The sequence below is a fragment of the Candidatus Palauibacter sp. genome, from assembly GCF_965222475.1.
GTDB lineage: Bacteria > Gemmatimonadota > Gemmatimonadetes > Palauibacterales > Palauibacteraceae > Palauibacter.
The window spans coordinates 396,818-422,895 of record NZ_CBDCUB010000008.1 but is presented as its reverse complement, the minus strand read 5'-3'; the positions used below and the strand labels follow the sequence as shown (position 1 = coordinate 422,895).

At 68.1% G+C, this 26,078-nt stretch carries 21 protein-coding genes and 4 tRNA genes; 6 read left to right on the top strand and 19 right to left on the bottom strand.

Going from position 1 to position 26,078, the window contains the following annotated elements; translation table 11 throughout:
• Position 1: 1 nt before the first annotated feature.
• The 3 genes from ACOQPP_RS17375 to ACOQPP_RS17365 are packed head-to-tail and all read right to left on the bottom strand — an operon-like array spanning position 2 to position 2,453.
• Positions 2-475: a hypothetical protein gene (locus ACOQPP_RS17375; protein WP_420637086.1), complete on the bottom strand. Its 474-nt coding sequence runs from the start codon at positions 473-475 to the stop codon at positions 2-4.
• On the bottom strand, positions 472-1,854 hold the full coding sequence (locus tag ACOQPP_RS17370; RefSeq protein ID WP_420637085.1) for a nicotinate phosphoribosyltransferase: 1,383 nt from the start codon (positions 1,852-1,854) through the stop codon (positions 472-474). The genes ACOQPP_RS17375 and ACOQPP_RS17370 overlap by 4 nt, the downstream gene beginning before the upstream one ends.
• Before the next feature lie 8 nt (positions 1,855-1,862).
• The gene (locus ACOQPP_RS17365; protein WP_420637084.1) at positions 1,863-2,453 is read right to left on the bottom strand and encodes an isochorismatase family protein; all 591 of its coding nucleotides are present in this window, start codon (positions 2,451-2,453) and stop codon (positions 1,863-1,865) included.
• Between the two features lie 152 nt (positions 2,454-2,605).
• Between ACOQPP_RS17365 and queC the strand changes: the two genes are divergently transcribed.
• The 4 genes from queC to ACOQPP_RS17345 are packed head-to-tail and all read left to right on the top strand — an operon-like array spanning position 2,606 to position 5,010.
• On the top strand, positions 2,606-3,313 hold the full coding sequence (gene queC / locus ACOQPP_RS17360; protein ID WP_419167525.1) for a 7-cyano-7-deazaguanine synthase QueC: 708 nt from the start codon (positions 2,606-2,608) through the stop codon (positions 3,311-3,313).
• 23 nt (positions 3,314-3,336) lie between these two features.
• Positions 3,337-4,149 carry a hypothetical protein gene (locus tag ACOQPP_RS17355; RefSeq protein WP_420637083.1) on the top strand — a complete coding sequence of 271 codons (813 nt, stop codon included), beginning with the start codon at positions 3,337-3,339 and terminating at the stop codon, positions 4,147-4,149.
• Between the two features lie 3 nt (positions 4,150-4,152).
• Positions 4,153-4,623, top strand: a complete 471-nt coding sequence (locus ACOQPP_RS17350) for a hypothetical protein (protein WP_420637082.1) — start codon at positions 4,153-4,155, stop codon at positions 4,621-4,623.
• 60 nt (positions 4,624-4,683) lie between these two features.
• On the top strand, positions 4,684-5,010 hold the full coding sequence (locus ACOQPP_RS17345) for a hypothetical protein (RefSeq protein ID WP_420637081.1): 327 nt from the start codon (positions 4,684-4,686) through the stop codon (positions 5,008-5,010).
• Between the two features lie 366 nt (positions 5,011-5,376).
• Here ACOQPP_RS17345 and ACOQPP_RS17340 read toward each other — a convergent pair whose 3' ends face one another.
• The 4 genes from ACOQPP_RS17340 to ACOQPP_RS17325 form a co-directional block, all read right to left on the bottom strand.
• Entirely contained in the window at positions 5,377-5,634 is a 258-nt protein-coding gene (locus ACOQPP_RS17340; protein WP_420637080.1) for a hypothetical protein, read from the bottom strand.
• Positions 5,634-6,062: a DUF6941 family protein gene (locus tag ACOQPP_RS17335; RefSeq protein ID WP_420637079.1), complete on the bottom strand. Its 429-nt coding sequence runs from the start codon at positions 6,060-6,062 to the stop codon at positions 5,634-5,636. Before ACOQPP_RS17335 ends, ACOQPP_RS17340 begins: the two co-directional genes overlap by 1 nt.
• Positions 6,063-6,162: 100 nt before the next feature.
• A tRNA-Ser gene (locus ACOQPP_RS17330) sits at positions 6,163-6,244 on the bottom strand.
• A 651-nt stretch (positions 6,245-6,895) separates the two neighbouring features.
• A complete protein-coding gene (locus tag ACOQPP_RS17325) occupies positions 6,896-7,186 on the bottom strand; it encodes a type II toxin-antitoxin system HicB family antitoxin (RefSeq protein WP_420637078.1) in 291 nt (96 codons plus the stop codon).
• A gap of 370 nt (positions 7,187-7,556) precedes the next feature.
• Between ACOQPP_RS17325 and ACOQPP_RS17320 the strand changes: the two genes are divergently transcribed.
• Positions 7,557-8,909: an ISNCY family transposase gene (locus ACOQPP_RS17320; RefSeq protein WP_420637077.1), complete on the top strand. Its 1,353-nt coding sequence runs from the start codon at positions 7,557-7,559 to the stop codon at positions 8,907-8,909.
• A 1,102-nt stretch (positions 8,910-10,011) separates the two neighbouring features.
• On the opposite strand, the gene ACOQPP_RS17315 is transcribed toward ACOQPP_RS17320, so the two are convergent.
• The 6 genes from ACOQPP_RS17315 to ACOQPP_RS17290 all read right to left on the bottom strand — a co-directional run bounded on the left by ACOQPP_RS17315 (position 10,012) and on the right by ACOQPP_RS17290 (position 12,022).
• Positions 10,012-10,099, bottom strand: a tRNA-Ser gene (locus ACOQPP_RS17315).
• 37 nt (positions 10,100-10,136) lie between these two features.
• Positions 10,137-10,222: transfer RNA gene (locus tag ACOQPP_RS17310), tRNA-Ser, on the bottom strand.
• 22 nt (positions 10,223-10,244) lie between these two features.
• A tRNA-Gln gene (locus ACOQPP_RS17305) sits at positions 10,245-10,317 on the bottom strand.
• A 114-nt stretch (positions 10,318-10,431) separates the two neighbouring features.
• Positions 10,432-10,737: a hypothetical protein gene (locus ACOQPP_RS17300; RefSeq protein ID WP_419167533.1), complete on the bottom strand. Its 306-nt coding sequence runs from the start codon at positions 10,735-10,737 to the stop codon at positions 10,432-10,434.
• The gene (locus ACOQPP_RS17295; protein WP_419167534.1) at positions 10,734-10,973 is read right to left on the bottom strand and encodes a hypothetical protein; all 240 of its coding nucleotides are present in this window, start codon (positions 10,971-10,973) and stop codon (positions 10,734-10,736) included. The genes ACOQPP_RS17300 and ACOQPP_RS17295 overlap by 4 nt, the downstream gene beginning before the upstream one ends.
• A 68-nt stretch (positions 10,974-11,041) precedes the next feature.
• A complete protein-coding gene (locus ACOQPP_RS17290; protein WP_419167535.1) occupies positions 11,042-12,022 on the bottom strand; it encodes a GntR family transcriptional regulator in 981 nt (326 codons plus the stop codon).
• Between the two features lie 191 nt (positions 12,023-12,213).
• Here ACOQPP_RS17290 and ACOQPP_RS17285 point away from each other — a divergent pair, with 191 nt between their 5' ends.
• A complete protein-coding gene (locus tag ACOQPP_RS17285) occupies positions 12,214-14,298 on the top strand; it encodes an ArnT family glycosyltransferase (protein WP_420637076.1) in 2,085 nt (694 codons plus the stop codon).
• A gap of 6 nt (positions 14,299-14,304) precedes the next feature.
• Here ACOQPP_RS17285 and polX read toward each other — a convergent pair whose 3' ends face one another.
• The 6 genes from polX to ACOQPP_RS17255 all read right to left on the bottom strand — a co-directional run bounded on the left by polX (position 14,305) and on the right by ACOQPP_RS17255 (position 26,042).
• Positions 14,305-16,065 (bottom strand): DNA polymerase/3'-5' exonuclease PolX, encoded by a 1,761-nt coding sequence (polX, locus tag ACOQPP_RS17280; protein WP_420637075.1) that lies wholly within the window; start codon positions 16,063-16,065, stop codon positions 14,305-14,307.
• Positions 16,065-18,110, bottom strand: a complete 2,046-nt coding sequence (gene ligA, locus ACOQPP_RS17275; protein ID WP_420637074.1) for an NAD-dependent DNA ligase LigA — start codon at positions 18,108-18,110, stop codon at positions 16,065-16,067. The genes polX and ligA overlap by 1 nt, the downstream gene beginning before the upstream one ends.
• Positions 18,111-18,175: 65 nt before the next feature.
• On the bottom strand, positions 18,176-18,877 hold the full coding sequence (locus ACOQPP_RS17270; protein WP_420637073.1) for a hypothetical protein: 702 nt from the start codon (positions 18,875-18,877) through the stop codon (positions 18,176-18,178).
• Complete coding sequence (locus ACOQPP_RS17265) at positions 18,861-19,508, bottom strand: hypothetical protein (RefSeq protein ID WP_420637072.1); 648 nt, start codon at positions 19,506-19,508, stop codon at positions 18,861-18,863. The genes ACOQPP_RS17270 and ACOQPP_RS17265 overlap by 17 nt, the downstream gene beginning before the upstream one ends.
• 250 nt (positions 19,509-19,758) lie before the next feature.
• Positions 19,759-23,232 (bottom strand): TonB family protein, encoded by a 3,474-nt coding sequence (locus tag ACOQPP_RS17260; protein ID WP_420637071.1) that lies wholly within the window; start codon positions 23,230-23,232, stop codon positions 19,759-19,761.
• A 2-nt stretch (positions 23,233-23,234) separates the two neighbouring features.
• On the bottom strand, positions 23,235-26,042 hold the full coding sequence (locus tag ACOQPP_RS17255) for a prolyl oligopeptidase family serine peptidase (protein WP_420637070.1): 2,808 nt from the start codon (positions 26,040-26,042) through the stop codon (positions 23,235-23,237).
• Between the last annotated feature and the right edge of the window lie 36 nt (positions 26,043-26,078).

The window sequence follows — 26,078 nt, the reverse complement described above, 5'->3', positions numbered from 1 at the left end:
TCTATTCCCCTTTGTCCAATGATTCCGGGCGTGCGAGGGCCGGGCGGCCCAAGGCGACGAGAAGGCCGAGCAAGCCCATCTGCATCATCTGCCCGGGCGCCAGAGCCGGCATGGCGCCCATGAACACCTTCATGATCAGGTCGAAGCCGCCCGCGGCAGGGTTCATCTCCATCTCGAACTCCATGTTCGACTTCAGATGGAGGTATACGCCGAGACCGCCCGCGCACAGATACAACCCCATCAGGAGCTGAAACACGCGAAGCCGCCCCCGCGTGGCACGGAGCGCGAGCAGGGCGCCCGCCACGATACCCAGCCCCAGGAGGACGATCGGCGTCCACTGCCATGGGTCCTCGAAGTGCTCGAGCAGGAGCTCCGCGGCCGTCCCGCCGCAGCCGAGCAGAAAGAGCCCCAGCGCGAGACGCCGCCACATGGGAGACAACCCGCGGCGGTCGAGGAAACGGTTCAGAGATTTCAAGGCGGGTCGCCCGCGCCGAACAGGAGGTCCGCCTCCGCGGCCAGGGCCCGGACGCCGGCCGAGGGCTCCACCCGATACACGGTTCCGGCCGGCTCGAGTGAGCGAAGCTCCTCCGGGAGCGACGCGCAGGAGGACCGGACGCGTTCGCGGATTTCGTCCAGCGTCGGATCGGGGGCGACCCGTTTCCCCGCACGCATGACCGGTCGCAGAAGCGGCTCCCCGCCCGGATCTTCCTCGTCGAGCGCGAGGACATCGCCCGACAGGAGGCCGTCGGCGTACCGCCTGAACACCTGTTTCCGCCCCGGCCACGTCGCCTTCCCCTCGGAACGCTTGCGGCGCGGGCGGCCCGCGTACTCCTGGAGCTTGTAGACGCTGTCGAGCGTGGGAGCGTCCGTGGACACGGTGAGCGCGCTCCCTACCCCGAAGCCGTCGATCGGGGCCCGGACCAGCCGGGCAACGTCGTACTCGTCGAGGGAACTGCTCGCGAAGATGCGGACCTCGGGGCAACCGCCCTCGTCCAGGATCCGGCGCACCCGGTGCGCGTGCGCGGCGAGGTCGCCGGAGTCGAGGCGCACCCCGGCGATCTCGATGCCTTCCGCTCGGAGCCGCGGGGCGAGGCGGACGACGGTCGCCGCGCCGGCCTCGGTGTCGCAGGTGTCGATGAGGAGAACCGCGTTGTCGGGATGCGCCCGCGCGAAGCGAAGGAACGCCTCCGCCTCGCTGTCGTGCGCCTGGACGTACGAGTGTGCCATGGTGCCGTACGTCGGGATCCCCCAGCGCTGCCCGGCGGCGACGGTCGCCGTGCCGTCGAAGCCCGCGAGGTACGCCGAGCGCGCGGCGAGCAGCCCGGCCTCCGAGCCGTGCGCCCGCCGCAGGCCGAAATCCACCAGGACCGTCCCCGGCACGGCCAATGCGAAACGCACCGCCTTGGACGCGATCAGCGACGAGAAGTTGATGAGCGAGATCAGCCGGGTCTCCACGAGTTGCGCCTGCGGGAGCGGCGCGGTCACGCGCAGCACGGGCTCCTCGGGGAAGAAGACGGTGCCTTCGGGCATCGCTTCCACGTCCCCCCGAAAGCGCAGATCGGCGAGCCAGTGGACGAACGCGGCCGGAAACCCGGGCTGTCCCTCGAGCCATTCCAGTTCGTTGGGCTCGAAGCGCAACCCCTCCAGATAGTCGAGCGCCGGGGCCAGCCCGGCGGCGAGGAGAAAGTTGCGCTGCGGAGGGAGCCGCCGGACGAACAGGTCGCACACCGCGACCTCGTTCATGCCGTGCTCCCAGTACGCCTTCAGCATCGTGAGCTGGTAGAGGTCGGTGAGCAGGACGCTATCGCCCGGATCCCTTCGCGGCTCGATTCGGCCGGCCCCGGCTGCTTCCACGGCTTCCATCACCCGCCGAGAGCCGCTCGCGTGAGCGCGAAGTCCGCCCCCGCGTCCCGCATGCGCGTGATCGCGCGGGCCCCATCGCCGGACTCCACCTCCACGGCGCGCACGGCATCTTCGAGCACGATCACGTCAAAGCCCTCCTTGAGGGCGTCGAGCACGGTGTTGAGTACGCAATAGTCGGTCGCCAGCCCGCCCACGAAGACGCGTGCAACACCCTCCTCCGACAGTCGTTGCGCGAGGTCCGTCCCCGCGAACCCCGAATAGACATCCGCATCCGAACCCGCCGCCTTCGAGATGATCGCCGCCGAGGCGGGGAGCTTCAGCGCCTTCGCGAACGCCGCGCCGTGGGTCCCGGCGACACTATGCGGCGGCCAGATCCCGCCCCGATCGACGAACGAGCAGTGATCCGCGGGGTGCCAGTCCCGCGTGGCGAAGACCGGAAGGCCCGCCTCCGCGAACGTGCGGATCGCTTCGTTGAGGGGCGGAATCACGGCGTCCCCCTCGGAGACGGCGAGCGCGCCCCCCGGGAGGAAATCGTTCTGCACGTCAACGATGACCAGAGCGTCCTCCCTGCCGGGCGGTGGCCCCTTCATCTCGTCTCCTGCCTTGCCCACGTTCTCGTTTCCTCGGGGTGCCCGGCGTCGGCCGCGATCCGCTTCCGGCCCTACGTTACCACGCGTTGCCGGGTGGTGCGAAGACACGTTACAAGTGGCTCACCAGGGTCAGCCGCGAAGTCCAATCCGTATTGAAGAGGTGTATGATGGGAAGGAAAGCCGTGGTCCTTCTGAGCGGCGGACTCGACTCGGCGACCGCCCTGGCCATCGCCATCGAACAGGGATATCGGCCCTACGCGCTGACCCTTCGGTATGGCCAGAGGCACGAGATCGAGGTCGACGCCGCTTGCCGCGTGGCCAAAGCGGTGGGCGGAATCGAGCACCTGGTCACCGAGATCGACCTCCGGACGTTCGGCGGCTCCGCGCTCACCGGGGACCTGGAGGTGCCGAAGGATTCGGGCGCATCCGCCGCTTCCGAGGGTATCCCGGTGACCTACGTCCCGGCGAGAAACACGATCTTCCTGTCGTTCGCGCTCGCCTGGGCGGAGGTTCTCGAGTCTTCCGACATCTTCATCGGGGTCAACGCCGTCGACTATGGCGGGTATCCCGACTGCCGCCCCGAATTCATCGAGGCGTTCGAGAGACTCGCGCGTTGCGGCACCCGGGCAGGTGTCCAGGAAGGCCGCCCTTTCCGGATCCACGCCCCCCTCATCGACCTGACCAAGGCGCAGATCATTCGGCGTGGACTCGATCTGGGCGTCGACTACGGGATCACGCGGAGTTGCTACGACCCCGACGCGTCGGGCGCGGCGTGCGGGGCGTGCGAGTCGTGCCGGCTGCGGCTGGCGGGGTTCGCGGCCGCGGGATCCGAGGATCGGGTCCCCTACCAAGTCACCTGACGATTCGAACACCTTTCGTAGTCATGGACGAGCCCGGCAGCCTGGACGAGCCCGGCAGCCTGGACGAGCGGAACGGAACACTGCTGTGGCGGGCCGTGACCGAATCGCTGGGGAAACTCCCCGGGCAGAAGGTGCTCGCGATCGGGACGAGGGCGCCGACGGATCCGGGCAACTGGTGGCCGAAGCTGCTGGGCAGGGGATCCGGTCCCGGGGTGTACGTGAAGGTACTCGCGGCGGACCCCGACGAGCCGTGGGACTCGTGGAACACGGTGCGGAAGTGCAACCCGCTCCTCAACGTCTCCGCTACTCTCCGCCGCACGGTCCTCCGCGAACGTGACGCCGCCAGGAAGGATCACGCCCTCGAGCGGTCCTACCGCGCGTACAGGCTCAACCAGATCGTCGACGTGTCGGCCTCTCCTCTTCTCCCGGCCGAACACTGGCTGGTTGTAGAGGGGCGCGACGTAGAGGACCGTGAGGGCGATCCGGTGGTCGGACTCGATGCCGGCGGCGCACGGGCATGGTCGGCGGCCGTCGCGCTCTGGCCGAACGGTCGCGACGCGCTCGGCGATCTGAAGACCGCGATCAAGGACCTCGCGGGCCGCGTGCTCGTGGCCGAGAGCCAGCGGCGGAACTGGAACGACGCCGAGGCGGGCGGCGCGCGGTCGGAGGACTGGCGGCCGCAGCGCCTCGGCGCGAATCCCCCCGAGGGCCTGGTGAAGCTGTTCGTCGAGCACAGAAGGGCCGTTCTGGCCGCCTGCGACGTCCCTCCGGAGCTCCTGGGCGGCGGCGAGGGAACGGCGGGCCGGGCCTCCCGTCTCGCGGGCTTCGAGGGCTGAATCGTGGCGCTGACCGCGAAGCTCGTCTTCGAGGTCTGGCGCGGCGAGGATTCGCCGCCCGGTGAGCCCACGAGCACGATCACGGCGTGGGGTGAACCGACGTATGACACGTTCCGGTCGAAGACTGTTCCGAGGCTCAAGAGGGCGACGCCGGTCCGGACCGGACTACTTCGCCGCAGTTGGGAAGCGGAGAAGCGGACGGGCGGTGGCGCGATCGTGAACCGGGTCCGCTACGCCGGATTCGTCCACCGGGGCCGGTTCGTTCAGACCATCGAACGGGAGTTCGAGCGCAGCGTACGGACCGACCTCGAGCCTGCCCTCCAGCGGGCGGCGGACCGGTGGGGCCGTGGCGAGGGTCGCCGGTACTTCGAGCAGCTGCTCTACGACGCCCCGCAGGGCGGGGGGGTGGGGTCCCAGTTGCAGTCTCCGGCGTCGAACTTCCGGCTCACGTTCACGCTGAGGATCACCGCGTAGAGCGAGGCGAAGCTGCCGTACGCCGATCCCGAGCGCCGCCGCGAGTACCTCCGCTACTACATGCGCGATCGGAGGGCCGGTGCCGGGCGGACGGGCGAGGTCGGTCTCTGCGTCGTCGAGGAGGTCACCCCGGAGATGTTGATCCGGGTGCTAACGGGGTCCTTCCGCCCGTTCGCCGGCGTCTCTCGGGCCGACCTGTTGGCCGAATGGCGCGCGAACCCGCCGACGTTTCTGGCCGAACGGTTCTGTGACATCTGCGACGGACCGATCCCGCTCCGCTATCGCAGCGATCGCACGACCTGTTCGGATGAGTGCAACGCAAAGCGGATCCGGCGTTACGGCACCGAGCGGGCGCGGAGACTCAAGGCCGCGGCCTCGCTTCGGTAGCTAACGCGGCTTCTAGCCCCCCCCCCCCCCCCCCCCCCCGGGAGGGTCAGACGGGAACCAGTCGCGACGTGGCGGGAGGCGACGTAGTGAGGTGGCTCTCGGGGATCGAAAAGGCGCACGTGACCTTCGTCACGGTGGCCTCCGAAGTGTACGCAGGTTCCGGGATAGGAACGTGGCTTTCGAGCATGGCTTCGATGAAAAGGGCCTGAGCCTCGCGCAGTTCTCGAACTGCCTCGTTATGGCTTCTACCTTGAGCTATGCAACCAGGCAATTCCAGAATCCTGGCCACGTAGGGAGGAGCCTTACCGGATCTCTCGTACACGACGTTGATCGTGTAAGGCAGTGTCATGTAATAATTTAGTGTCTTCAACATTGTTCCTCCTCGCCCTCCAACGTATCCAGCAGGTCCAGCAGCTTCAAGGCGTCGGTGACGTAAAGTCGGTTCAGGCGGCGATGTCGTGCAACGATCCCTATGAGATGAGGGTAGCTCGGATGCTTGAAGATCGTATGCCTTCCTCCCTCCTTCTTCTCGAATCCGTAGCTTGTATACAGGCGGTGGAGCTCGCGCTCGCGGCAGCCCTGGGTGGTACGCGCCAGCTTGCTACGCAGTTTCTCATCACCCATCAAGACGCAGGAAGTTGCGGAGGCTCAGGGGGCTGCACCTGCATGAAACTGAACGAGACTTCCTTCTTGAGGTCGTTGTTGATGATGATGGAGATCGAATAGTCTCCAAATCTCGGCAGTTGGACATGCGGGCCGAGCTGCATCACATGGTTTGCGCGTATTGCGTTCCCGGTGGTCACGTTCGACGCCACAAACTTCCCGGTCGCATCGAACACCGGCGCTCCATCGGCATCCATGCACCGAATCTCGACCTCGTGCTCCCGGTTTGTTTCGACAGCCGCAAGCTCCATTACGATGACGATGAAGCAGTTGGGAAACGTTCCAGGAGCTTGGCGGCCGTTGATGTTATTGAAGATTCCGAGGATGCTCAGCTTCTGGTCGTGCGAGACGACGACGTAGTCGGCAAGCACGGCGAGAGAAACTTCCATGATGTTCGGCCCCTTTAGTGTGGGACACCGCGTAGGACGCTACGGATGAGTTATATCCGTAACTCATTGCAGTAGAATATCTTACGGTGTTATCTGCTAGCGGAGAGGGGGGGATTCGAACCCCCAAGCCCGTGAGGGCGCCGGTTTTCGAGACCGGTGCATTGCCGTTCTGCCACCTCTCCAGTGCCATGTACCGCTGACCTGCACGGTACGCGCGGCCGGTGAAGGTGTTCCGCGAAGGTGACTTATGTCAAACTTGTCTCGCGAACTCGCGAGGAGGTTCCCCGGCTTCGACACTTCGTGCGAATTGTCGCGCAGGATCGAAGAGCGCATGGAGTTCTCGGAGAACCTCCTGTTGGGCCGCGGGACGGACCAAACGGAGCGGGGCCGCCAAGACGCGTAAACGGATGGTGTCCGTTTATCCGATCTTGCAAGCTCCTATTGTTCAACACGATAGCAGCTTACGAACGCGCCCGGTATCACTTCTGGTATGCTCAGGACGCCTCGGTTAGCTACCGGACGTCTCGCCCTTCGACTGATCAGCTTTGGGCAATTGCTTGATCAACTTGAGACGCTTGAGGTCGTCGGGTGTCCATCCCGTTTCTGCGATCAGCATCTTCAGGAGCCCCGGGCGGTAGGTTTTCTTGGGGTGGTAGTGGATAACGATTCGTTTCCTCTCGTCCCCGTGGCCGTTCGCCGTGGACTTCGAGAAAGCGCGAGTCGCTCCCCTCTTATCCTCCTCTACCCATCCGTCTTATCCTCCTCTACCCATCCGTCCTTCTTGAGCGCCCTGATCAAGCGCTTGGCGGTAACCGATTTCAGCTGATCCCATACTACGCGGTCGCGTATGCGGGACATGGGATGTCGATCCTCGTCGAGACCGGGACGGCCCCGGCCGACTCGGCGGGTGGCTGGATGACCTTGATCGCGCAGTCGGGCCCGACCGGGATGGGATCGCCGCGCCGCTCCAGAGAGTCCAGGTACACGGTCAACCCATCGCTGAGGCGGCGAAGCGCCTCTTCCGCGGTGTTTCCGTCCATGAGCAAGCCCTTGAACGCCGGGCAGTAGGCGAGGAATCCGTCACCGTCGGGCTCGACGACAACGGCCACGGTTAGCTGCAACATGGTCTCCCTCCCTTTCGACGGTATGGCGGCCCTCCGGTCTCGTTCGGGTTCGAGGGGCCACCATCGGAGTAGCATACGATACCCCTCAAGAAAACAGCAAGTTTCATCGACGTGTCAACGGGGCGTTCGGTTGCCTGCTCGGCAGGCATGGGGCGGGGATTCTCGCAGGGCCGGGATGACCGCGCAAGAGGCAAATACCACCCAGAAACCGACCAGCCCTAGGCTAGTTCCCGTCCATTAACTCTTAAGTCGTTGTCACCATTGACGAAACGAGGGCGGGAGGACGGTGGATCGGGTGGAATGGGGTCGGGCAAGCGGTTATCTTTAGTCATACGACAAGGGTTTGTGCCGACGCCGGGGGGAGTTGCCGATGCGTGCGAAACGGGCACCGCAGCGGAGTCTTTTCGATGCCGGATATCCTGATCACGACATGGGGCGGGCGCTGGGCCTGATGTCGAGGCTTCTGGACGAACACCCGGAGTTTCCGGAGTGGATCGCCGCGGACGTGGACCGCGGGGTCGTGTCGTCCGCGGGCCGGCGCGGCTTGCCCTGCGAGGTGATTCTGCGCTGCGGGATCCTGAAGCATCTGTGGCAGTCGGACTACCGGGAACTGGAGTTCGTGCTGGTCGACTCCGCCTCGGCGAGGCGGTTCACGCGCGTCGATCCGCTGCGGCCCCCGAAGCGCTCGGCGCTGCAACGCTGCATCGGGACCGTCCGGGCCGAGGTGTGGGAGCGGATCAACCGGGTCCTGCTGGGCGGGGCACGCGACGACAAGATCGAGGCGGGCCGCAAGGTGCGCATCGACAGCACCGTGACCGAGACCCATATCCTGGATCCGAGCGACAGCCAGCTGCTGTACGACGCGGTGCGCGTGCTGTCCCGGCTGCTGGCCCGGGGCCGCGAGAAGCTGGGACCCGATGCCTTCCTCTTCCACGACCACCGCCGGGCGGCGAAGCGGAGGAAGTGGAAGATCCCCAAGGCGCGGATGAAGCGTAAGGTCAAGCTGTACCGCGAGTTGCTGGCGGTTGTGCGGCGGACGCTTCGGTACGCCGATGGTGCCCTGGCGGCGGTCGAGGGCCGCGAAGAGCCGTGGCTGGAGGACTGGCGCGCGCAGGTCGCACACTACCGGGACCTGGCCGGGGCGGTCGTCCGCCAGACGGTACGGCGGGTGCTGAATGGCGAGACGGTGCCCGCGGAGGAGAAGGTGGTGAGCCTGTTCGAGCCCCACACCGACATCATCCGCAAAGGCGGGCGCCGGGTTCAGTACGGACACAAGGTGAACCTGGGCAGCGGTGCGAGCGGTCTGGTGTTCGATGCCGTGGTCGAAGCGGGCAATCCGGCGGACAGTTCGCGCTGTCTGCCGATGATCGAGCGGCACGCCGCGATCTACGGATCGGCACCGGACCAGGTGGCGTTTGACGGGGGCTACGCCAGCAAGGACAATCTGGCGGATGCGAAGGCGCTGGGAGTGCGCGACGTGGTCTTCCACAAGAGGAAGGGCCTCAAGACCACGGACATGGCCTCGTCCCCGAGGGTCTACGGGCGGCTGAGGAACTTCCGGGCCGGAATGGAGGCCGTGGTCTCGTACCTCAAGCGCTGCTTCGGCCTCGGCCGCCGCAACTGGCGCGGGCTGGAACACTTCCGGGCCTACGTCTGGTCGGCCGTCGTCACGCACAATCTGTGGGTGATCGCGCGTCGCAAGTTGAAGCTGAAACCGGCCTGAACCGGCAACGGGCCGCTTCCGCGGAACCCGCCTGTCCCGGTTCGGCCGAACCGGCTGGCTTCGCATCCCCCGATACTGGAGAAAACGCCACTTTGGCGGCCGCTACGGCGGAAAGCCCGTACTCATCGGCCCATTTACGCCCAAGACCGCCTTCCCGGCCCCAACAAACACCGAATCCCCCGCAGCATTGAGCCCCTCCGACGACAGAAAACGGACAAGAACTAGGCTAGGACCCGGCCAACTCTAACGCCCGGCTCTCAACCGGCCGTCAACTCGGTCGGCCGAGACGCGACCGCAGGAACGCCGCACGGCGCCGACGCTCGCGGTCGCAACTCGCCGAACAGGTGAGCCGGCGCTTCGAGTCCCAGCGTGAGATCGGATCGCCGCAGAGCCCACACCACCGCGGCTTCGCCCGGGCCTTGGCCTTCCGGCGAGCGTGCATGAAGTTGCGGCGCCGGTGATCCTCTCGCCGGCACGCATCCGAACAGAACCGCCGCAGTCCCCGGAGGGACGTCTCGGTGATCGGGTCGCCGCAGATGTCGCACCGTATGTCAGCGAACCCCGGGGCGTTCCTGTCGACGCCGGAGACTGCAACCGGGACCCCACAGCGCCGCCCCTCAGCGCGTCCATGAGCATCCGCTCGAAGTACCGGCGACCCTCACCGCGGCTCCACCTGTCCACCGCCCGCTGGAGCGCAGGCTCGAGGTCGGTCCGGACGCTGCGCTCGAACTCCCGTTCGATGGTCTGAATGAACCGGCCGCGGTTGACGAACCCGGCGTACCTGACCCGGTTCACGATTGCGCCGCCGCCCGTCCGCTTCTCCGCCTCCCAGGACCGCCTCAAGAGCCCTGTCCGGACCGGCGTCACTCGTTGGAGCCTAGGCACCGTCTTCGACCGGAACGTGCGGTAGATCTCCTCGTCGAACTCGCGGAGGAGTGAGGCCGGAAGACCGCCGGTGCCCGAGTACCCGCCGCGGACGGGCATCTACGGAGAGGGGACCAACGTGACCCTGGCCCACCGCCGGGAGAGGGTGAGCACTTCGTCGACGGCCCACGAGCGGCCGTCGTAGTCCGCCTGGATCGCCACAACATCACTGGAATAGCGGACGGGGTGGGATTCGAACCCACGAGGCAGGGTTGCTGCCCACACGCTCTCCAGGCGTGCGCCTTAGTCCTCTCGGCCACCCGTCCGAAGGCCTCCGGGTGCGCCGGAGGTACTGAGAGCAGGCGGAGGGGGTGGGATTCGAACCCACGAGACTCTCTCGAGTCAACGCCTTAGCAGGGCGCCGCCTTAAGCCACTCGGCCACCCCTCCGCGTCCTGCGTGGTCCTGTTGATTGGCCCGCCAGGACTCGAACCTGGAATCTTCTGGTCCAGAGCCAGACGTGTTGCCAATTCCACCACGGGCCAACGTGCGTATCGCTCTCGGGTCCGGCAGCCGGGTGCCCGGGGGAGCGACACGGACCGTCGATAATATGCGCGCGGCTGCCGGCCTTCAAGGTTCGGTTGGCCGCGGGCGGTCCCTTACGGCGTGTTGTCCGTCTCCGCCGTCTCGGCGGCCGCCCGCCGTTCGGCTTCCCTGGCGGCGGCAGCGGAGGTCCTGAAGGCGGGACCGGTTCGCTCGGGGTTCTTTTCCGAGGCAGACACAACGTACCAGCGGTCGGCCCGGTCGTCCGGCCGGTCCATGTAGTGGCCGCGCACGAGCCGGTACCCGGCGATCTCGGCCCGGAAGCGATGCGCCCTCAGAATGACGCCGCGGTCGAAATCGCCGAACATGTCACCACGGTCCAGGTTGCGGTGAGAGTCGCGGTTAAGGCCCCGGTCGCTCACTCTTCTGACCCGGAGTCTGCTTCCGCGGACAACATTCTTACGCGAACCTCACAGGATTTCCATATGAACGGAACGCCGCGGCAGATAGTCGTCGTCACGCGGGCATGGCCTTCGGCATAGTCCTCCGGATAGTGCGTACGCGTCCTCGTGAATATGGCCGGGAAGCCGGGGAGTCCGGTGAGGCCATCGAGGACCAGCAGGGCCAGGATGATCAACCAAACCTGCTTCTTCTTCATGATCCCCGGACCTCCATGGCACGGTGGAATCCTTCTTTTTTGAATTTACGCGTGGAAGACGGCAACGGCTATGGCCTCCGCGGTTCGGCTCCGGCTCTCGAGAGATAGCGGTCCAGCCGCTCCAGCTCCCGGGGCGGAACGAGTCTGATGGGCATCGCGGGCACGGAGATCGGCCTCACATAGGGGAGCGCCAGACGATCATGGAAGACGACCGCCGCCGCAGACAGGGCGCGCTCGGCAGCCTGACGGTCGCGGGCGGGGTCCAGGGCCGTGAAGCTGATTCCGCGGGCGAAGTCGCGCGCGGCGAGTTCGGCCCCGAAAACCCGGACGGTCTCGCTCCGGGAGAGGAGGACGACCAGCCCCCGCCGCAGACGACGCCGCACGAACTCGCGCTCGCATGTTCCGCCGGCCAGCGCGAGCGGCAGGCACTCGACGCGGTACGCCCGGCGGATCCGTGAGAGAAGCTCGCGCCGAACGATCACCGGAGCGTCGGCCCGTTCGACGCGCGTCGAACCGGTCGCGTGGACATGGACCCGGCACATGGCCTCCAACTCGGTGGCGAGCAGGGCTCTGAGACCTGCCCGTGGTTCCCAGAGGGTGACGCGGCGCGCCGCCGCATCGCCCGCACCTCGCACGATCCGTTCCATTTCCCGCAGGAGTTCCCAACGCGAGAGCCCCTCCGCGTGGGCCCCCCGAAGCAGCGCAAGCGTCGCCTGGCGGGCCGTCGGGCGGGTCGGCGCGGTGCTGAAGTGCCGGACCGCACTCCTCCCACCCGCCTCTGGCCCACCGGGGAACGGCCCGATCGCGGCACGGGGACGCTGCCCGCTGTGCAGTTCGATGAGATTCCGCCGACGCAGCCGCGCCAGGGCCGCCCCGACCGTCCCGCGATCCACGCCGAGAAGGCGAGCCAGATCCCGTGACGATGGGAGATGGGCTCCGGGCCTGACCTGCCCATCCCGGATCCCGGCCTCGAGATCCGCGGCGAGTTGCCTGCGAAGCGGGATGTAGTGGTCCCTCGCGAGCGGATGGAGTCCGCATCCACCGGTCATGCGCCACCCTCCCTGGTCGAAATCCGTCGGTACCGGTTTCCCTCGCCGCCATTCTAAGGCCGGGTTTCAACGGAGGATCAACGCGAGGTCGCCCCAGGTTGAGGTCGGGTTCACGAACGGCGGGAAACTGACGGAAGGAGGCGAAGGAAGCGGAATGGACGCGCTGGCGACGCGGGTCTGGGGAGGGGAAGATGATACGCGTAACGGAGGCCGGGGATCTGGCGAAGCGGGTCGCGGGTTGGCTGTTTCTGGTCGTCCCCTTCATGCCTCTGCGGCTTCTGTTCGACGATCCGCCGGGCAGCTCGGGGTTGCTCGACCCCCTGGACTGGGCGCCCGGGCTCATCGTCTGCGCGGGCCTCGCATGGCTGGCGAGCCGTCGGTTTCCGCAGGCGGTCGAGCGGGTGGCCGGCACCGTCGTTGGCGCGCTCCGGCGCCCACCCTTCCCGGCGTTCCTCCTGGCTGTGCTGGCGGCCCTCGCCGCGCTGCTCACGGCCACCAGCCTCGCGGCGTTCTCGCGCCGGCCACTCCTCGTCGACACGATCGCGCAACTCTTCCAGGCGAAGATCTTCGCCGGCGGCGTCGCCTGGGTTCCCGCTCCCGAACTCGGTGCCTTCTTCGCGACGCAGCACATGGTCTCCGACGCGGGGAGGTGGTACGCGCAGTACCCGCCCGGGCACCCGGCGGCACTGGCGCTCGGCGTGTGGGCCGGGGCGCCGTGGCTGGTCCCGACTCTCTTCTCGCTCCTGTCCGCCTGGCTCGTGATCGACACCGCGCGGCGCATCTTCGGCGAGACGGTCGCGCGCGCGACGGCCGCGCTGCTCGTCCTGGCGCCGTTCTTCTGGTTCATGGGGGCGAGCCACATGAACCATGTCTCCTCGCACCTGCATATCTCGCTCTTTCTGTGGTGCTTCGCGCGCTGGGCGGGGACGGGGCCACGGCCCACGGTTGGGGACGCGGCCCGGCGGGGATGGATCCTCGCGGCGGGGCTGACGCTGGGCGCGGCGTTCGTCACCCGTCCTCTCACCGCGCTGGCGGTGGGCGGGGCCCTGGCGCTGCCGGCGCTCAGGCTGGCGGCGCCCCGCCGCTGGTCGACGGCCCTCCTTGCCGTGGGCGGCTTCCTCTGCGTCGCCTCGCTCTACCCGATCTTCAACGCTGCAACGACCGGCGACCCGCTCACGCCCGGCTATCTCCGGCTGTGGGGGGAGTCACACGGCCTCGGCTTCCACCTCTCCCCCTGGGGCGAACCCCATACGCCTCTCGCAGGTCTCCGCAACGCACTCATCGACCTCGGCCTCCTGCAGGCCTTCCTGTTCGAAGGGCCGATCCCCGCCCTCGCCCCGCTCGGCATCTTTCTCGCAGCCGGCTGGGCTCCCGCGGCAAGGTCCGAGACCTGCTCCGGCGCGGGCGTCCGAGCGGACCCCTCGATCGCGCGCTGGGACGGCCGGCTCCTCGGGGCGTTCCTCGCCATCCCGGCAGCCCACTTCTTCTACTGGCACCGCGACGCGTTCCTCGGGCCGCGCTTTCTCTACGAGGGGCTCCCCTTCCTCCTCCCCCTGCTCGCGCGCGCGCTCCTGGAACTACGCCGACAGCTTTCGGGCCGCCGTCCGGCATGGCTGGGAAGCGTCGATCTCGGGACTCTGACCACGGCGCTCATCGGGGCTGCCTTCCTCTATTCGCTCGCGTTCGGGATCCCGCAGCGGTTTCACACCTACGCGACGAGTCTCGGGAGCCTGAAGCGGGATCTGACCGCGGAAGCCCGGCAGGCGGGGATCGAGCGGGGCCTGATCTTCGTGAAGGTGAGCTGGGGGAACCGGCTCATCGCCCGCGCGCGGGGGGCGGGCGCCAGCGCCTCCGTCGCCGAGCGCGCGTACCGGCGTTCCGATCACTGCGAACTCGAACTCGTCCTGCGGGAGGCGGAAACAGAGGGCTGGAGCGGAGCCCGCCTCGACCGGACGCTGGTCTCCCTCTTCCGCCCGGCGGACGAACTGGCGGGATTCCGGCTCAACGGCGATCCGACGCTCCGCTTCGCCCCCGAGCGTCCGTTGGCCGAGGTCTGCGTACAGGAAATCCTGTACGATCGCGACGGCCGGGACGTGATGCCGGCCACGCCCTCGTACACGAACTATTCCCCCCACCTCCCGGCGAACGCCCCGGACCTGGAGGGACCGCTGATCTTCGCACGGGACCTGCGCGATCAGAACCACCGGCTGCGGGCTCGGTATCCGGACCTGCCGGCGTATCTCTATCGGGACGGGACTCTCGTTCGGCTCCCGTAGCCGGCGTCAGCCGAGGCCCGCGAGGAAGCCGTCGACGCCGCGCGTGTTGAGGACGTGCTCCGGGGTGAGCCAAGCGCGGCGCGCCTGCTCGATCCCGTAACGCGCGAGGTCGAGTTCGTCGGGCCGGTGTGCGTCCGTGGTCACGACGACCGGCACCCCCAGTTCGCGGGCGCGCCACAGGTGGGTGTCCTTGAGATCCAGCCGGTTCGGGTGCGCGTTGACCTCCACCGCGACCCCGAACTCCGCACAGGCGTGGAGGATTTCGTCGATGTCGACATCGATCGGACCCCTGCGGTTGAGGATACGGCCGGTGGGGTGGCCGAAGATCATGGAACGGGGGTGGGCCAGCGCCTTCAGCACGCGTGCCGTCTGCTGCGCCCGCTCCAGTCTGAAGAAGGAGTGGACCGAGATGATGACGACGTCGAGCCCTTCCAGCATCTCGTCCTCGAGGTCCAGCGATCCATCCTTGAGGATATCGACCTCCATCCCCCGCAGAATCCGGATCTCGGGGTGCGCGGCCCGCACTTCGTCGATCTCGTCCCACTGGCGGCGGAGCTTGGCGGCGTCGAGCCCCTCCACCATGGCGAGCGCCTTGGAGTGGTCCGTGATCGCCATGTACTCGTAGCCGCGCGCGACGCACGCGCGGACCATCTCTTCGAGCGAGACCCGCCCGTCGGACCAGGTGCTGTGCATGTGTACGTCGCCGCGCAGATCCGAGCGTTCGACCAGGTTCGGGAGCGCGCCCGCGTCGGAGGCGGCGAACTCCCCGCGGTCCGTGCGAAGTTCGGGCGGAATCCAGGCGAGATCCAGCGCTCGATAGACCGCCTCCTCGCTGGCGCCGGCCACCATCGCGCCTTCCGAGGCGATGCCGCGCTCCCCGAGGCGGTCGCCGACCGATTCGTCCGGGATCTCGAACACGCCGTACTCCGACACGCGCAGCTTCCGATCGAGGGCGCGGCCTCGGATCCGGATGTTGTGCTCCTTCGATCCCGTGAAGTAGACGAGCGCCGCACCCCAGCTCTCGGGCGGCACGACGCGCAGGTCGACCTGCAGTCCGCTCCGGAGCCGGACCGAGGTCTTGGTCCCGCCGGCGCCGATCACGCTCTCCACGCCGGAGAATCCCACGAGGGCGTCCGACGCGGCGCGCGCGTCCGCGGCCAGGGCGAGCACGTCGATGTCGCCCACCGTTTCCTTGCGGCGGCGGTAGCTGCCGGCGACCTCGAGCCGCGTGATGCCGGGCGTCGCGCGCAGATGCTCGATCAGCGGCGGGAGCATTTCATCCACCTCGCCGAGCCGGAAACGCGCCGTGTTCGTCCGGTAGTTGCGGATGCCCCGGAGGATCAGGGCCTGCGTCTTGAGTCCGAAGCCTGCGAGTTCGGCGACGCGCCCCTCCGTCGCGACTTCCTCGAGATCCTCGATCGACTCGACGCCCAGTTCGTCCCACAGCTTCCGTGCCTTCTTCGGACCGACCCCCGGCAGCCGCATCAGATCGACGAGGCCCGGCGGGATCTCGGCGGCCAGTTCATCGAGCATCGCGAGACGCCCGCTCTCCACGAGTTCGCGGATGTTCTCGGCCATCCCCTTCCCGATGGACGGGAGTTCGGTGAGGTCGGCGCCCCGCTCGAGGAGCTTGCGCAGGGGCGAGGCGTGCGCGTTGATCGTGCGCACCGCGTTGCGATAGGCCCGGATGCGGAACGGATTGGCCTGCTGAATCTCCAGGAGGTCGGCCACCTCGTCGAGGACGCGGACGATCTCGATGTTCTCCATCAGGACTCGCCTGACTCCCCTGCCCCGCCGGTGTCGGCCGGCCCGCTGCTCAGGAGTTCGAGGAGGCCGGCTTCGTCGAGGACTTCGACGCCGAGCGCCTGCGCCCGTTCCAGCTTGCGGCCCGGGTTCTCTCCCGCCACGACGTAGCTCGTCAGCTTGCTCACGGAGGAGGCGACCTTCGCGCCTTGGGCTTCGAGCCGCTTCCCCGCTTCGCTCCGGCTCATCGACGCCAGCCCGCCCGTGAGGACGATCCGAAGGCCGGCCAGGGCATCCCCGCTCCGGGGCGGCGGTACCGGGTCGACGAACCCGCGCAGGTCGTCCACGATCCCGGACACGACCGGCCGGGCCAGGAAGGCGGTGATCTGCTCCGCCATCCGGGGGCCGATCCCGTCCACCGTCTGCAGCGTCTCGTCGTCGGCGGCCCGGAACTCCTCGAACGATCGGAAGTGGGAGGCGAGTTCCCGCGCCACCGTCACCCCGACCTCGGGGATCCCGAGGCCGTAGATGAAGCGCGCGAGTTCGGTCCGGCGCGCGGCGGCGATCGCCTCGACGAGGTTCGCCGCGGACTTCTCGGCGAAGCCCTCCAGCTCCATCAGCGTCTCCGCCTCCAGCTCGAACAGCCGCGGCAGGTGGTCGATCACGCCCTGCCGGACGAGCAGGTTCGCGGTCTCCTCCCCCAGGCCTTCGATGTCGAGAGCGTGGCGGGAGCCGAGGTGCTGGATGCGGCCCGCCAGCTGCGCGGGACAGGCGAACAGGTTGGGGCAGAAGGTGTAGGGGCCGCGCGGCTCCAGCCCGGTCCCGCACGACGGGCAGGCGGCGGGCATGACCCACGGCTCCGCCCGCTCGCGTCCGGGCTCCTCGATCCGCTCCAGCACCTGCGGGATCACGTCGCCCGCCCGCTGCACGCGCACCCGGTCCCCCTCGCGGATGTCCTTGCGCGCGACCTCCTCCCGGTTGTGGAGGTTCGCCCGGCTCACCGTCACGCCGCCCAGTTCCACCGGCCGCATGAAGGCGATCGGGGTCACGACGCCCGTCCGCCCCACGCTCGGGAAGATGTGGAGGAGCCGGGTCACCTCCTTGCGCGGCGGGAACTTGAGCGCGAACGCCCAGCGCGGGTGGTGCGACGTCTCCCCGACTTCGTCGCGGGCGGCCATGTCATCGAGCTTGACGACGATGCCGTCGATTTCGTAGTCGAGGTCGTCGCGGCCCTCCTCCAGTTCCGCGTGGAAGGCGAGGATGTCCTCCACGCCGGCCGCGGGCCGGCAGCGTTCGTTGACGGGCAGCCCCCAATCACGGAGCGCTTCGAGCGTCTCCCATTGCGTGGGCGCCGGCCGTCCGTCGATCGCGAGGATGTCGTAGACGTAGATGTCGAGCGGACGGGCGGCGGTGATCCGGGGGTCCAGCTGCCGTAGCGATCCGGCCGCCGCGTTGCGCGGGTTGGCGAACGGGGGGCGGTCGTCCGCGAGCAACCGCGCGTTGAGCGCCTCGAATTCGCCGAGTCTCATGATGACTTCGGCCCGCAGCGCCAGGAACCTCGGCACATCGCGGTCCGCAGCCCGTAGCCGAAGCGGCACCGAGTTGATGGTGCGGGCGTTCTCCGTCACGCCCTCGCCGCGGACCCCGTCCCCCCGCGTGACCGCCCGCGACAGGAGGCCGTCCTCATACACGAGTTCGATCGAGGCACCGTCCAGCTTCGGCTCGACGACGTAAGCCACGTCGTCGCCGAGCGCCTTCCGCATACGCTCGTCGAAGCGCTGGAGCGGCTCGAGATCGGCCGACGAATCGAGGCTCAGCATGGGCGCCGCGTGTTCGATCGTCTCGAACGCATCGAGCGGCTCCGCCCCCACCCGCTGCGTCGGCGAGTCCGGGGTGACGAGCTCCGGGTGTGCCTCCTCCAGCGCCTTGAGTTCGCGGAACAACTCGTCGAACCGCTCGTCCGAGATCTCCGGTCGGTTACGGACGTAGTACTGGTAGGAATGGTGGCGCAACGTCTCGCGAAGGTCGCGAACCCGCCTGGCGACGTTGCCGGGACTCGAATCGCTCATGGCGCGGAAGCTACCCCCGCCGCCGGCCGCGAAACAGAACTCGGAGCGCTCCTGTGTCGCGGATTTCAGAACCTCCAGCCCGCGACCGCCCCCCACATCACATATCCGTCGGCCAGCGTGTTGAGTGCGGCGAATGGCCGCCCGAACGCGCCCTCGAACTCGAACGTGACCCCGCCTCGGACCATGGCACTGTATTCCCTGCGCTCGAAGCCAAGGTCCCCGTACACGATGTCGAGTACGCTGCTCTCCATGCTCGCGATCAGGTTGGGAATGATCGCCAGGCTGGATCCGCGTTTGGTCAGACGGTGCCCAAGGGCCAACCCGATACCCCAATTGTGACCGTTTCTCCTGGGCCTGACAGAGTGATTGCGGCTCGGGATGCCCTCGAAACCCACCGTCGCGACGGGACACAACGAGACGCCGTAATCGGGGAGCTTCACGGCCAGGTCTACCCGGGCAAACACGAAGCCGGGCCCTCTCCTGGCTTCTCCCAGCCGCGAGAACTGAAGGAGCTGGGCTTTTGCGGCCAGCTGCCGGAGGCCAAACCCGACCGCGCTCCCGAACCCCCTCATATTGCCGGACTCCTGGTGCCTCACGGCTGCTGCGGGCCCCAGGAAGCTGTTCCCGCCGAACCCGAGGCAGGCCTGTGCACCGAGGGAGGCCGGTGTCGCGAGCCCCGGCAGCGCCAGGAACACCAGCATGTGCAGTGCGGACATCCGCGAGGGAAAGAGCCGGCGTTCGAAGCGGAGTTCAGAAGGTGATGCCAAGGAGGGCTCCTGCCAGCAGGTAAGTGTCGTCGGCGGTGGTAAGCGCGCCGTACGGTCGGACGAAGATCTTTCCGATTTCAACCGTGATGCCGCCCCGAATCACGGCGCTGACTTCCCGGCCCCCTTCCACTATGTCGTCGTAGAGCCGATCCACCGCGTAGTTCTCGACGCTCACGATCAGCGAAGGGATGAGCGCGAAGCCGGAGCCCGGCGCACTGAAACGGTGCCCCAGAGCCACGCCGCCTCCGTAGACGGTTTCGCTCTTGTAGGGGAGGTCCGAGAAGTCTCTCGACAGGACGCCTCCGGTACCTACGCTGACGACCGGGCACACCGAGAGCAGCGGGATCGGAAGCTTCAGGGCGAGGATCGCCCGCGCATCCTCGAAGTCGAACTCCTGGTCGAACTCATCCGCCCCCGAGAACTTCAGGTAGCGACCCGTCGCGGCCACCGGACCCAGGTCGAGCCCGGCCGCACCCCCGATGCCCCGCGTGTCATCGGACCCTTCGCGCCACACCGCTCCGGAGCCACTCACGAACCCGGTGCCGCTGAACCCGAGGCATGCCTGTGCCGCAAGTGCGTTCGGGGCCACCGAACCCACCAGGGTCAACCCCACCACCCATTGCTTCGCCACTCCCTGGCCTATTCGGCAATTCGGTGACCCCGTCTGCATGTTGTGCCTCTTTCGCGCGCGTGATAGGAGACAGCTGGACCGGGCGCTCCCGGTGATGACCGCGTTGGTCCTACCCCGGCGGCCGGGCCGGGTTCTCCGAGGGAGGTCGCAAGCAGGAGGTGGGAGGGGGTCTCCGAGCCGTATACCACCGGCGAACATCACCGGCCGCGTACGGCGCGTTGCGCCGCCGCGGCCAGCTTCGCGCCGCGCCTTACTGTTTAACCTCGAAAGTGAACCATTGGCTGACCCACACGGCTTGCGGCCGGTCGTCGCTCCTCGCGGGATCGAAACGCATCCCCCTCGCCACAGCCGGAGCGGCACGATCCAAGGCGTCGTTGCCGCTGGACGTCCCCAGCGTTCGACGTTCGACGACCCCTGACTCGTTCACGCGTAACCACACCTCAATTCGGCCGCTGATGCCCGCGGCCCTAAGGTCGGCCGGATAGAACGCCACCGGCAGTCGCTGTACTTCGCCGGTATTCCTGAGTACCGGCAGCGTGTCGACGGGGATCTCGCGGGGCGGCAGGCCCGCCAGCTCCAGCAGCGCATCGAGCGCATCCGCCGCGGCACTCCCCCGGGCCCGCGCGGCCTCCACCTCGGCGCGGACTTGCCGGAGCCTCCGCTGCTGGTCGTCGGACGGGCCCGAGAGCGAGCCGGTCGTCGAGGGACCGCCGTCGAACTTGCCCCGAAGACCGGTCCACCAGTTTCGGATGTCGCTGTTGATGGAGCGCCAGTCGTCGGCGAGCCCCTCGATCTCGGCCATGAGTTCGCGGGCGCGCTCGAGAGCGTCCGCTGACGCATCCGGCGCGTCTTCCAGCTCCTCGAGTACCTCGGAGGCCTGACGCTCATGAGCATAGGCCTCGCTGCCCGTCGCGTACGCCGTACTCTGCAGCCCGAAGAGCGCCATCGTGAAGTCGTATCGGGCTCTGCGTTCCTCGGCCGAGACCGGCAACTCCGGATCCGGACGCACTTCGAGCAGTTGTTCGTGCGTCTCGGCGCCAGCGGTCACGCGCACCGCGAACGTCCCGGGCAGAACGAGCGGGCCCTCGGGGCCGGCGTCCAGATTGGGCACTTCGTACCGCGTGGTGTCGTGTTCCAGCGGGTCGTGCCGCAAATCCCACGTGATCCGGTTGAGGCCGGCTGCACCCGGGCCTTCGAGCCTGCGGATGTCCTGTCCGACATGGTCCAGCACATCGATCGAGACAGTGCCCTGCGTCTCCATGGGGAGCCAGTAGTCGATGTTGGCGCCGAACGCGGGGTTTTCCGCACGGAACGACCCCTGGCCCATCGAAGGCACGTCGTTGCGATACAGGAAGAGGGTCGCGGGTCGCGGGGCGAAGAACTGCATGGCGCCGTCATTCGTTGCGGCCGTGGCTGAGCGCTGCGACAAGGGCGTGATGTCGTCGAGGATCCAGATGGCCCGGCCGTGCGTGCCCAGGACGACATCGTTCTCGCGAGGATGGATCTCGATGTCGTCGACCGCGACCGCCGGCAGCCCCGAGCCGAGCGGAGCCCACGTCGCCCCCCGGTCCAGCGAGGCGAAGGCGCCGTTCTCCGCGCCGACGAGCAGCAGGTCGGGGTTGTCCGGGTGCTCACGGATCACGTTCACGCTCGCCATCCCGCCGCCCGTCGCCCGACCGGTGGCCGTCACCGCCGCCGCCGCGTTCAGGCCCTCCGCGAGCGACCGCCACGTGGCTCCGTAGTCCTCCGTCACCACCGCGTGCGGGCCGTAGTCGTTGTCCCAGTGGCCATCCAGGCTGACGTAGGCGCGGCCCGCCTCCGCGTGCGACGCCTCGACCCAGCTCACGTAGTACGGGAACGGGAGCCCGGCCGCCGCGGCCACCCGGTCGGTCAGATCCTCCCAGCCCGTGCCGTCGTTCCGGCTCACGCGCACCGAGCCGTCGTCCGCGCCGATCCAAAGCACTCCCGCTTCGACCGGCGACTCCGCCACCGCCGTGATCTCGCCGTACCCCGACGCCCCATCGTGTTTCGAGAGCGTGGTCGAGTCCGGACGGGCCCCCATAATCTCCAGACTGTCCTGATGCAGTTGCCGCGTGAGGTCTTCCGTCGCGCGCCAACTCTCCCCACGGTCGTCAGAGATGAAGAGCCGGTTCCCGCCCAGGTACACCCGAGCCGCGTCGTGCGGCGACACGAGGATCGGCGACTTCCAGTCGAAGCGGTACTGGACCGTCGTGTCCGGCGGGAAGGGCTTGAGCGCCTTGCGGTCGCCCGTCGCCAGGTTCACGCGCACGATCCCCGCGTTCTGCGACGTCACGTACACGGTGCCGAGGTCCCCCCAGTCCGTCTCCGCGTACATCCCGTCGCCGTAGTCGAGGATCTGCCAGTCCCGGTTCATGATCCCCTGATAGCGGCGCGTGCGGCTCGGCCCCCGGTAGGAGTTGTTGTCCTGCAGCCCGCCATAGACGTAGTACGGGGCCGCCAGATCCAGATCGATGTCGTAGAACTGGGCGATGGGGATGTTCCCGATGAAGGTCCAGTTGTCCCCGTCGTCCCACGTCGAATACAGCCCGCCGTCGTTCCCCAGAATCATGTGGCGGGAATCCTCGGGGTCGATCCACAGGTCGTGGTGGTCCACGTGGACGCCGGTGTTGTACTCGATCTCCATGGGGAGAGCCTCGAAGCTGTCGCCGCCGTCCTCGGAGCGGTGCAGGCTACCCGCCACGAGCCAGACTCTCCCCTCGTCGTTGGGGTCGATGCGTAGCTGGCTGTAGTACATCGGACGCTGGTTGAGTTCGTTGACCCGCGTCCACGTCTCGCCATGGTCGCGGGAGGTGAAGATGCCGCCCTCCTCGGCCTCCACCACGGCCATGACGAGGGCGGGATCCCGCCCCGAGACCGCGAGCCCGATCCGTCCCTTGTCCCCCTCCGGCAGGCCTTCCGTCACCTCCGTCCACGAGTCGCCGCCGTCCGTCGACCTGTAGATGCCGCTCCCGGGCCCGCCGCCCGCGAACCCCCAAGCGCGGCGCCGCCGCTGGTACGCGGCCGCGTAGAGCATCGACGGGTCCGCCGGATTGAGCGCGAGGTCCACGAAGCCCGTGTCGTCGTCGATGTGGAGGACCTTCGCCCACGTCTCGCCGCGGTCCGTCGTCCGGTACACGCCCCGCTCGGGGTTGGGGCCAAAGAGGTGCCCCAGCGCCGCGACCCACACGATGTCCGGGTTCGTCGGGTGGACGACGATGCGCCCGATGTGCCGCGTCTCCTCGAGCCCGGCCAGGCGCCACGTATCTCCGCCGTCGGACGAGTGGTACACGCCCTCGCCCCACGGCGAACTGTTGCGGTTGTTCGGCTCGCCGGTCCCGACCCAGACCTCCAGCGGGTCCGAGGGCCCGAGCGCGATGTCGCCGATCGACAGGTTCGCCGCGTCGTCGAAGATCGGCTCCCACGTCGTTCCGTGGTTGACGGTCTTCCACACGCCGCCCGAGGCCGCGCCCACGTAGATGTGCGACTGCGTCCCGGGCACGATCTCCACATCCGCGATGCGCCCGCCCGAGATCGCCGGTCCGATGGAGCGCCAGGTGAGCCCCGCCGCGATTCGTCCCGAAGATTGGGCGTCCGCGTGGAGAGGGGCCGCGAGGAGTGCGAGTTCCAGCGCCGCCAGCGACAGCAGCGCGCGGAACGAGACCGGGAGAACGAGGGCCGGAGCCCGCACGGGACGGAGAGTCATGGTCAGCTCACCTTCTTCTTTTTCTTCAAACCGTCCTTCTGCTCCAGATAGGGGACGCCGGTGGAGATCCACTCCGGCGCGGGCTCGCCCTTCAAATAGTGCGCGAACCACTCGAGGATGCGGCGCTGGTAGTCGCGCTGGTTGGGTTCCTCGGCGAGTCCGTGGTTCTCGCCCTCGTAGACCAGCATCACCATCTGCTTCCCGGCGCGGCGCGCGGCGTTGTAGAACTCGACGCCCTGGTTGAACTCGACCGCGCCGTCCTCCGTCCCGAACTCGATCAGGAGCGGCGTGTTCAGATTCCGGATGTGGTGAATGGGGGAGTTGGCGAAGTAGGAATCCCAGTCCTCCCACCACGGCACCTGCATCCGCCCCTGGCTGATCTCGAAGATCCGCGCGTCCGTCCCCCCGCTGTTCCAGTAGAAGGACAGATACATGCTCATGAGATTCGTGAGTGGCGCGCCGGCGACGGCGGCCGCGAACAGGTCGTCCTGCGTCACGAAGAAGGTGGTCTGGTAGCCGCCCCAGGAGTGACCGATGAGGCCCACCCGCCAGGCGTCGATCATCCTCGTCTCCACCGCCGCCGCTACCGCCGGGCGCAGCGTCTCCACATTGGATTGTCCGGGGCGCCGGTCGCGGTAGACGATGTCCGGCATGAGGACGAAATACCCCTCCTGGCTCCAGATCTGGACGTTGTAGTATCGCGTGGGGTCGGGCACCTGATACTGGTGCAGCGTCTGTGACAGCAATTCATAGTGGTATACGATCATCGGGTACGTCTCCCCCGGATCGTAGTTCACGGGATACACGAGCGACCCCTGAAGCCGGCGTCCCCATTCGTTGTCATACTCGATGAGTTGCGTACGACCCCACGCGTAGTCGTCCTGGAAGGGGTTCGTGCGGGTGACCTGCCGCGCGTCGTCCAGGTCGGGTCCTGCGACGAAATAGTCCGGCGAGTCCTCGAACCGTTCACGGCGGAAGGCATAGACGTCGGCCTCCTCCGCCTTGAGAAGTCCGCCGCCGAAGCGAGCGTCTCCCCGGATCAGCGTTTCCGGCGTTTCCCCGCGGCGGGCGCGCGCGAACCCGGCCTCCTTCGTCCACTCCCCGTAGGTCGAGTAGTAGAGGGGCTCGTGCGGATCGAAGGCGTCGGCCTCGCGGTCGATCCGCACGAGGCGGTGCCGGACGGAATCCGCCGCCCCGGCCGTGAGCCGTCTTCCGCCCGATCCGTCGGGGTTCACCTCCCAGACGTCGAAGCGGTCGTTCACGAGCATCGCCGCGTCGTCTTCGACCCAGCCGGCGATCCCGAAGGGGGGCATCTGCTCGCGGGTCGGCGTCCGGTCGAGGTCCACGAACGTGCCTCCGAGTCCGGCGGTCACGTTGCGCGTCTCGCCGGTCGTGAGGTCGTGGGTCCGGTAGTCCTCGCCCTCGAACCAGACCGCGTAGCGCCCCCCGGGGCTGCCCCCCATGTCGATCGTCACCCGCTCCCGGACGAGGGCCCGGCTCCCGCTCCGCGCGTCGACCGCGTAGAGGTCGTGGAACTGCTGGCGGAACATGGCGTCCTCGTCGTAGGGCGTCTCGTCGCGGGCCAGCACGTGCCGCCCGCCCTCGGCGATCTCGGCCCGGTCCGCGTGATCTCCGCCCAGGAGGAGGAATCCGCCCGCCGCCAGATCCCACGCGCCGATGTCGTTCTCGCGCCGCAACTGGTCCTCGCGCACGCGCTGCCGGGGCACGGGATCCACATCCAGAGAATGCCAGATCTCCACCCCGGCGTCTTCCTCCCCGTCTTCCGCCTCGTCTTCTCCGTCATCCTCCGCTTCCCCGTCCCCGTCCGCCGCATCTTCGGGGGCGTCGTCCTCGCCCGTCTCGGAGGGGATACGGTCCTGGAGGCCGAGGAAGACGGTGGCGCCGTCCTCCGACCACACCGGCGTCCGGTGCTCGACGATCCGCATCCCGGCCGGAAGCTCGGAGGGCTCCCGCGGATCGACGGCGAACGCCGCGGGCGAATCCGAGTCGAGCCCGCGCCACGCGAGCGCCACGTGCGCGGTGTCCTCGTGCGCCTCGTCTTCGAACGTCTTGAGAACGGCGAGATCGGGGGCATCCTCGCGCCAGGTCAGCTCCCGGTACGTCGCCTCGTCCGCGTCGAGCGACCGGATGCGGCCCGTCTCGGGGTCGTACAGCCGCACGCCGTTGCCGACCCGGTCCGCCGCGTCGAGCGTCATGGCAAGCAGGTTCCCCCCCTCTTGCCAAGCAAGTCCCGAAACGTTGCCGAAGCTCATCGCCCCGCCTCCGTCGAGATCCCGAACGAGCACGTCCACGCCGGCGTTCTCGCTGTCGGGGGACCCGTAGCGGCGGAGCGCCATATACCTGCCGTCATCGGAGAAGGAGAACGACTGCACCGCGTCGACATCCTCCCGTTCCCCCGTCCGAAGGTCGAGGAGTCCGACGCCGTTCCGGACCGGCTCCCCGCTCTCCCCGAGGTTGTCGCGCTCGTCGGGGGACACGCCGATGGTGTAGGCGAGCCAGCCGCCGTCCGCTCCGAACTCGGGCCGCGAGCCCTCGGAGACGACGACGACCGAATCGGCATCCGTCCGGTGGACGCGAAGCTCCGAACTCTCGTCCACCCGACGGACCACGACCGCGAGCCAGAGCCCGTGCGGCGACAGCACGGCCTGCCCCAGACTCTCCCACTGGTCGTAGTCGCCCGCTCCGAGCGTCGGTTTTTCCTGGGCCCACGCTCCCGCGGGGAGCGACGCCAGGGAGGCCCCGAGCGTAAGCGCGAGGGCGGTTGTGATTCGGCGGGTGTTGTTCCTCATCTCTCTGTCTCCTCACTCGCGGCAGCGGCCCTGCGG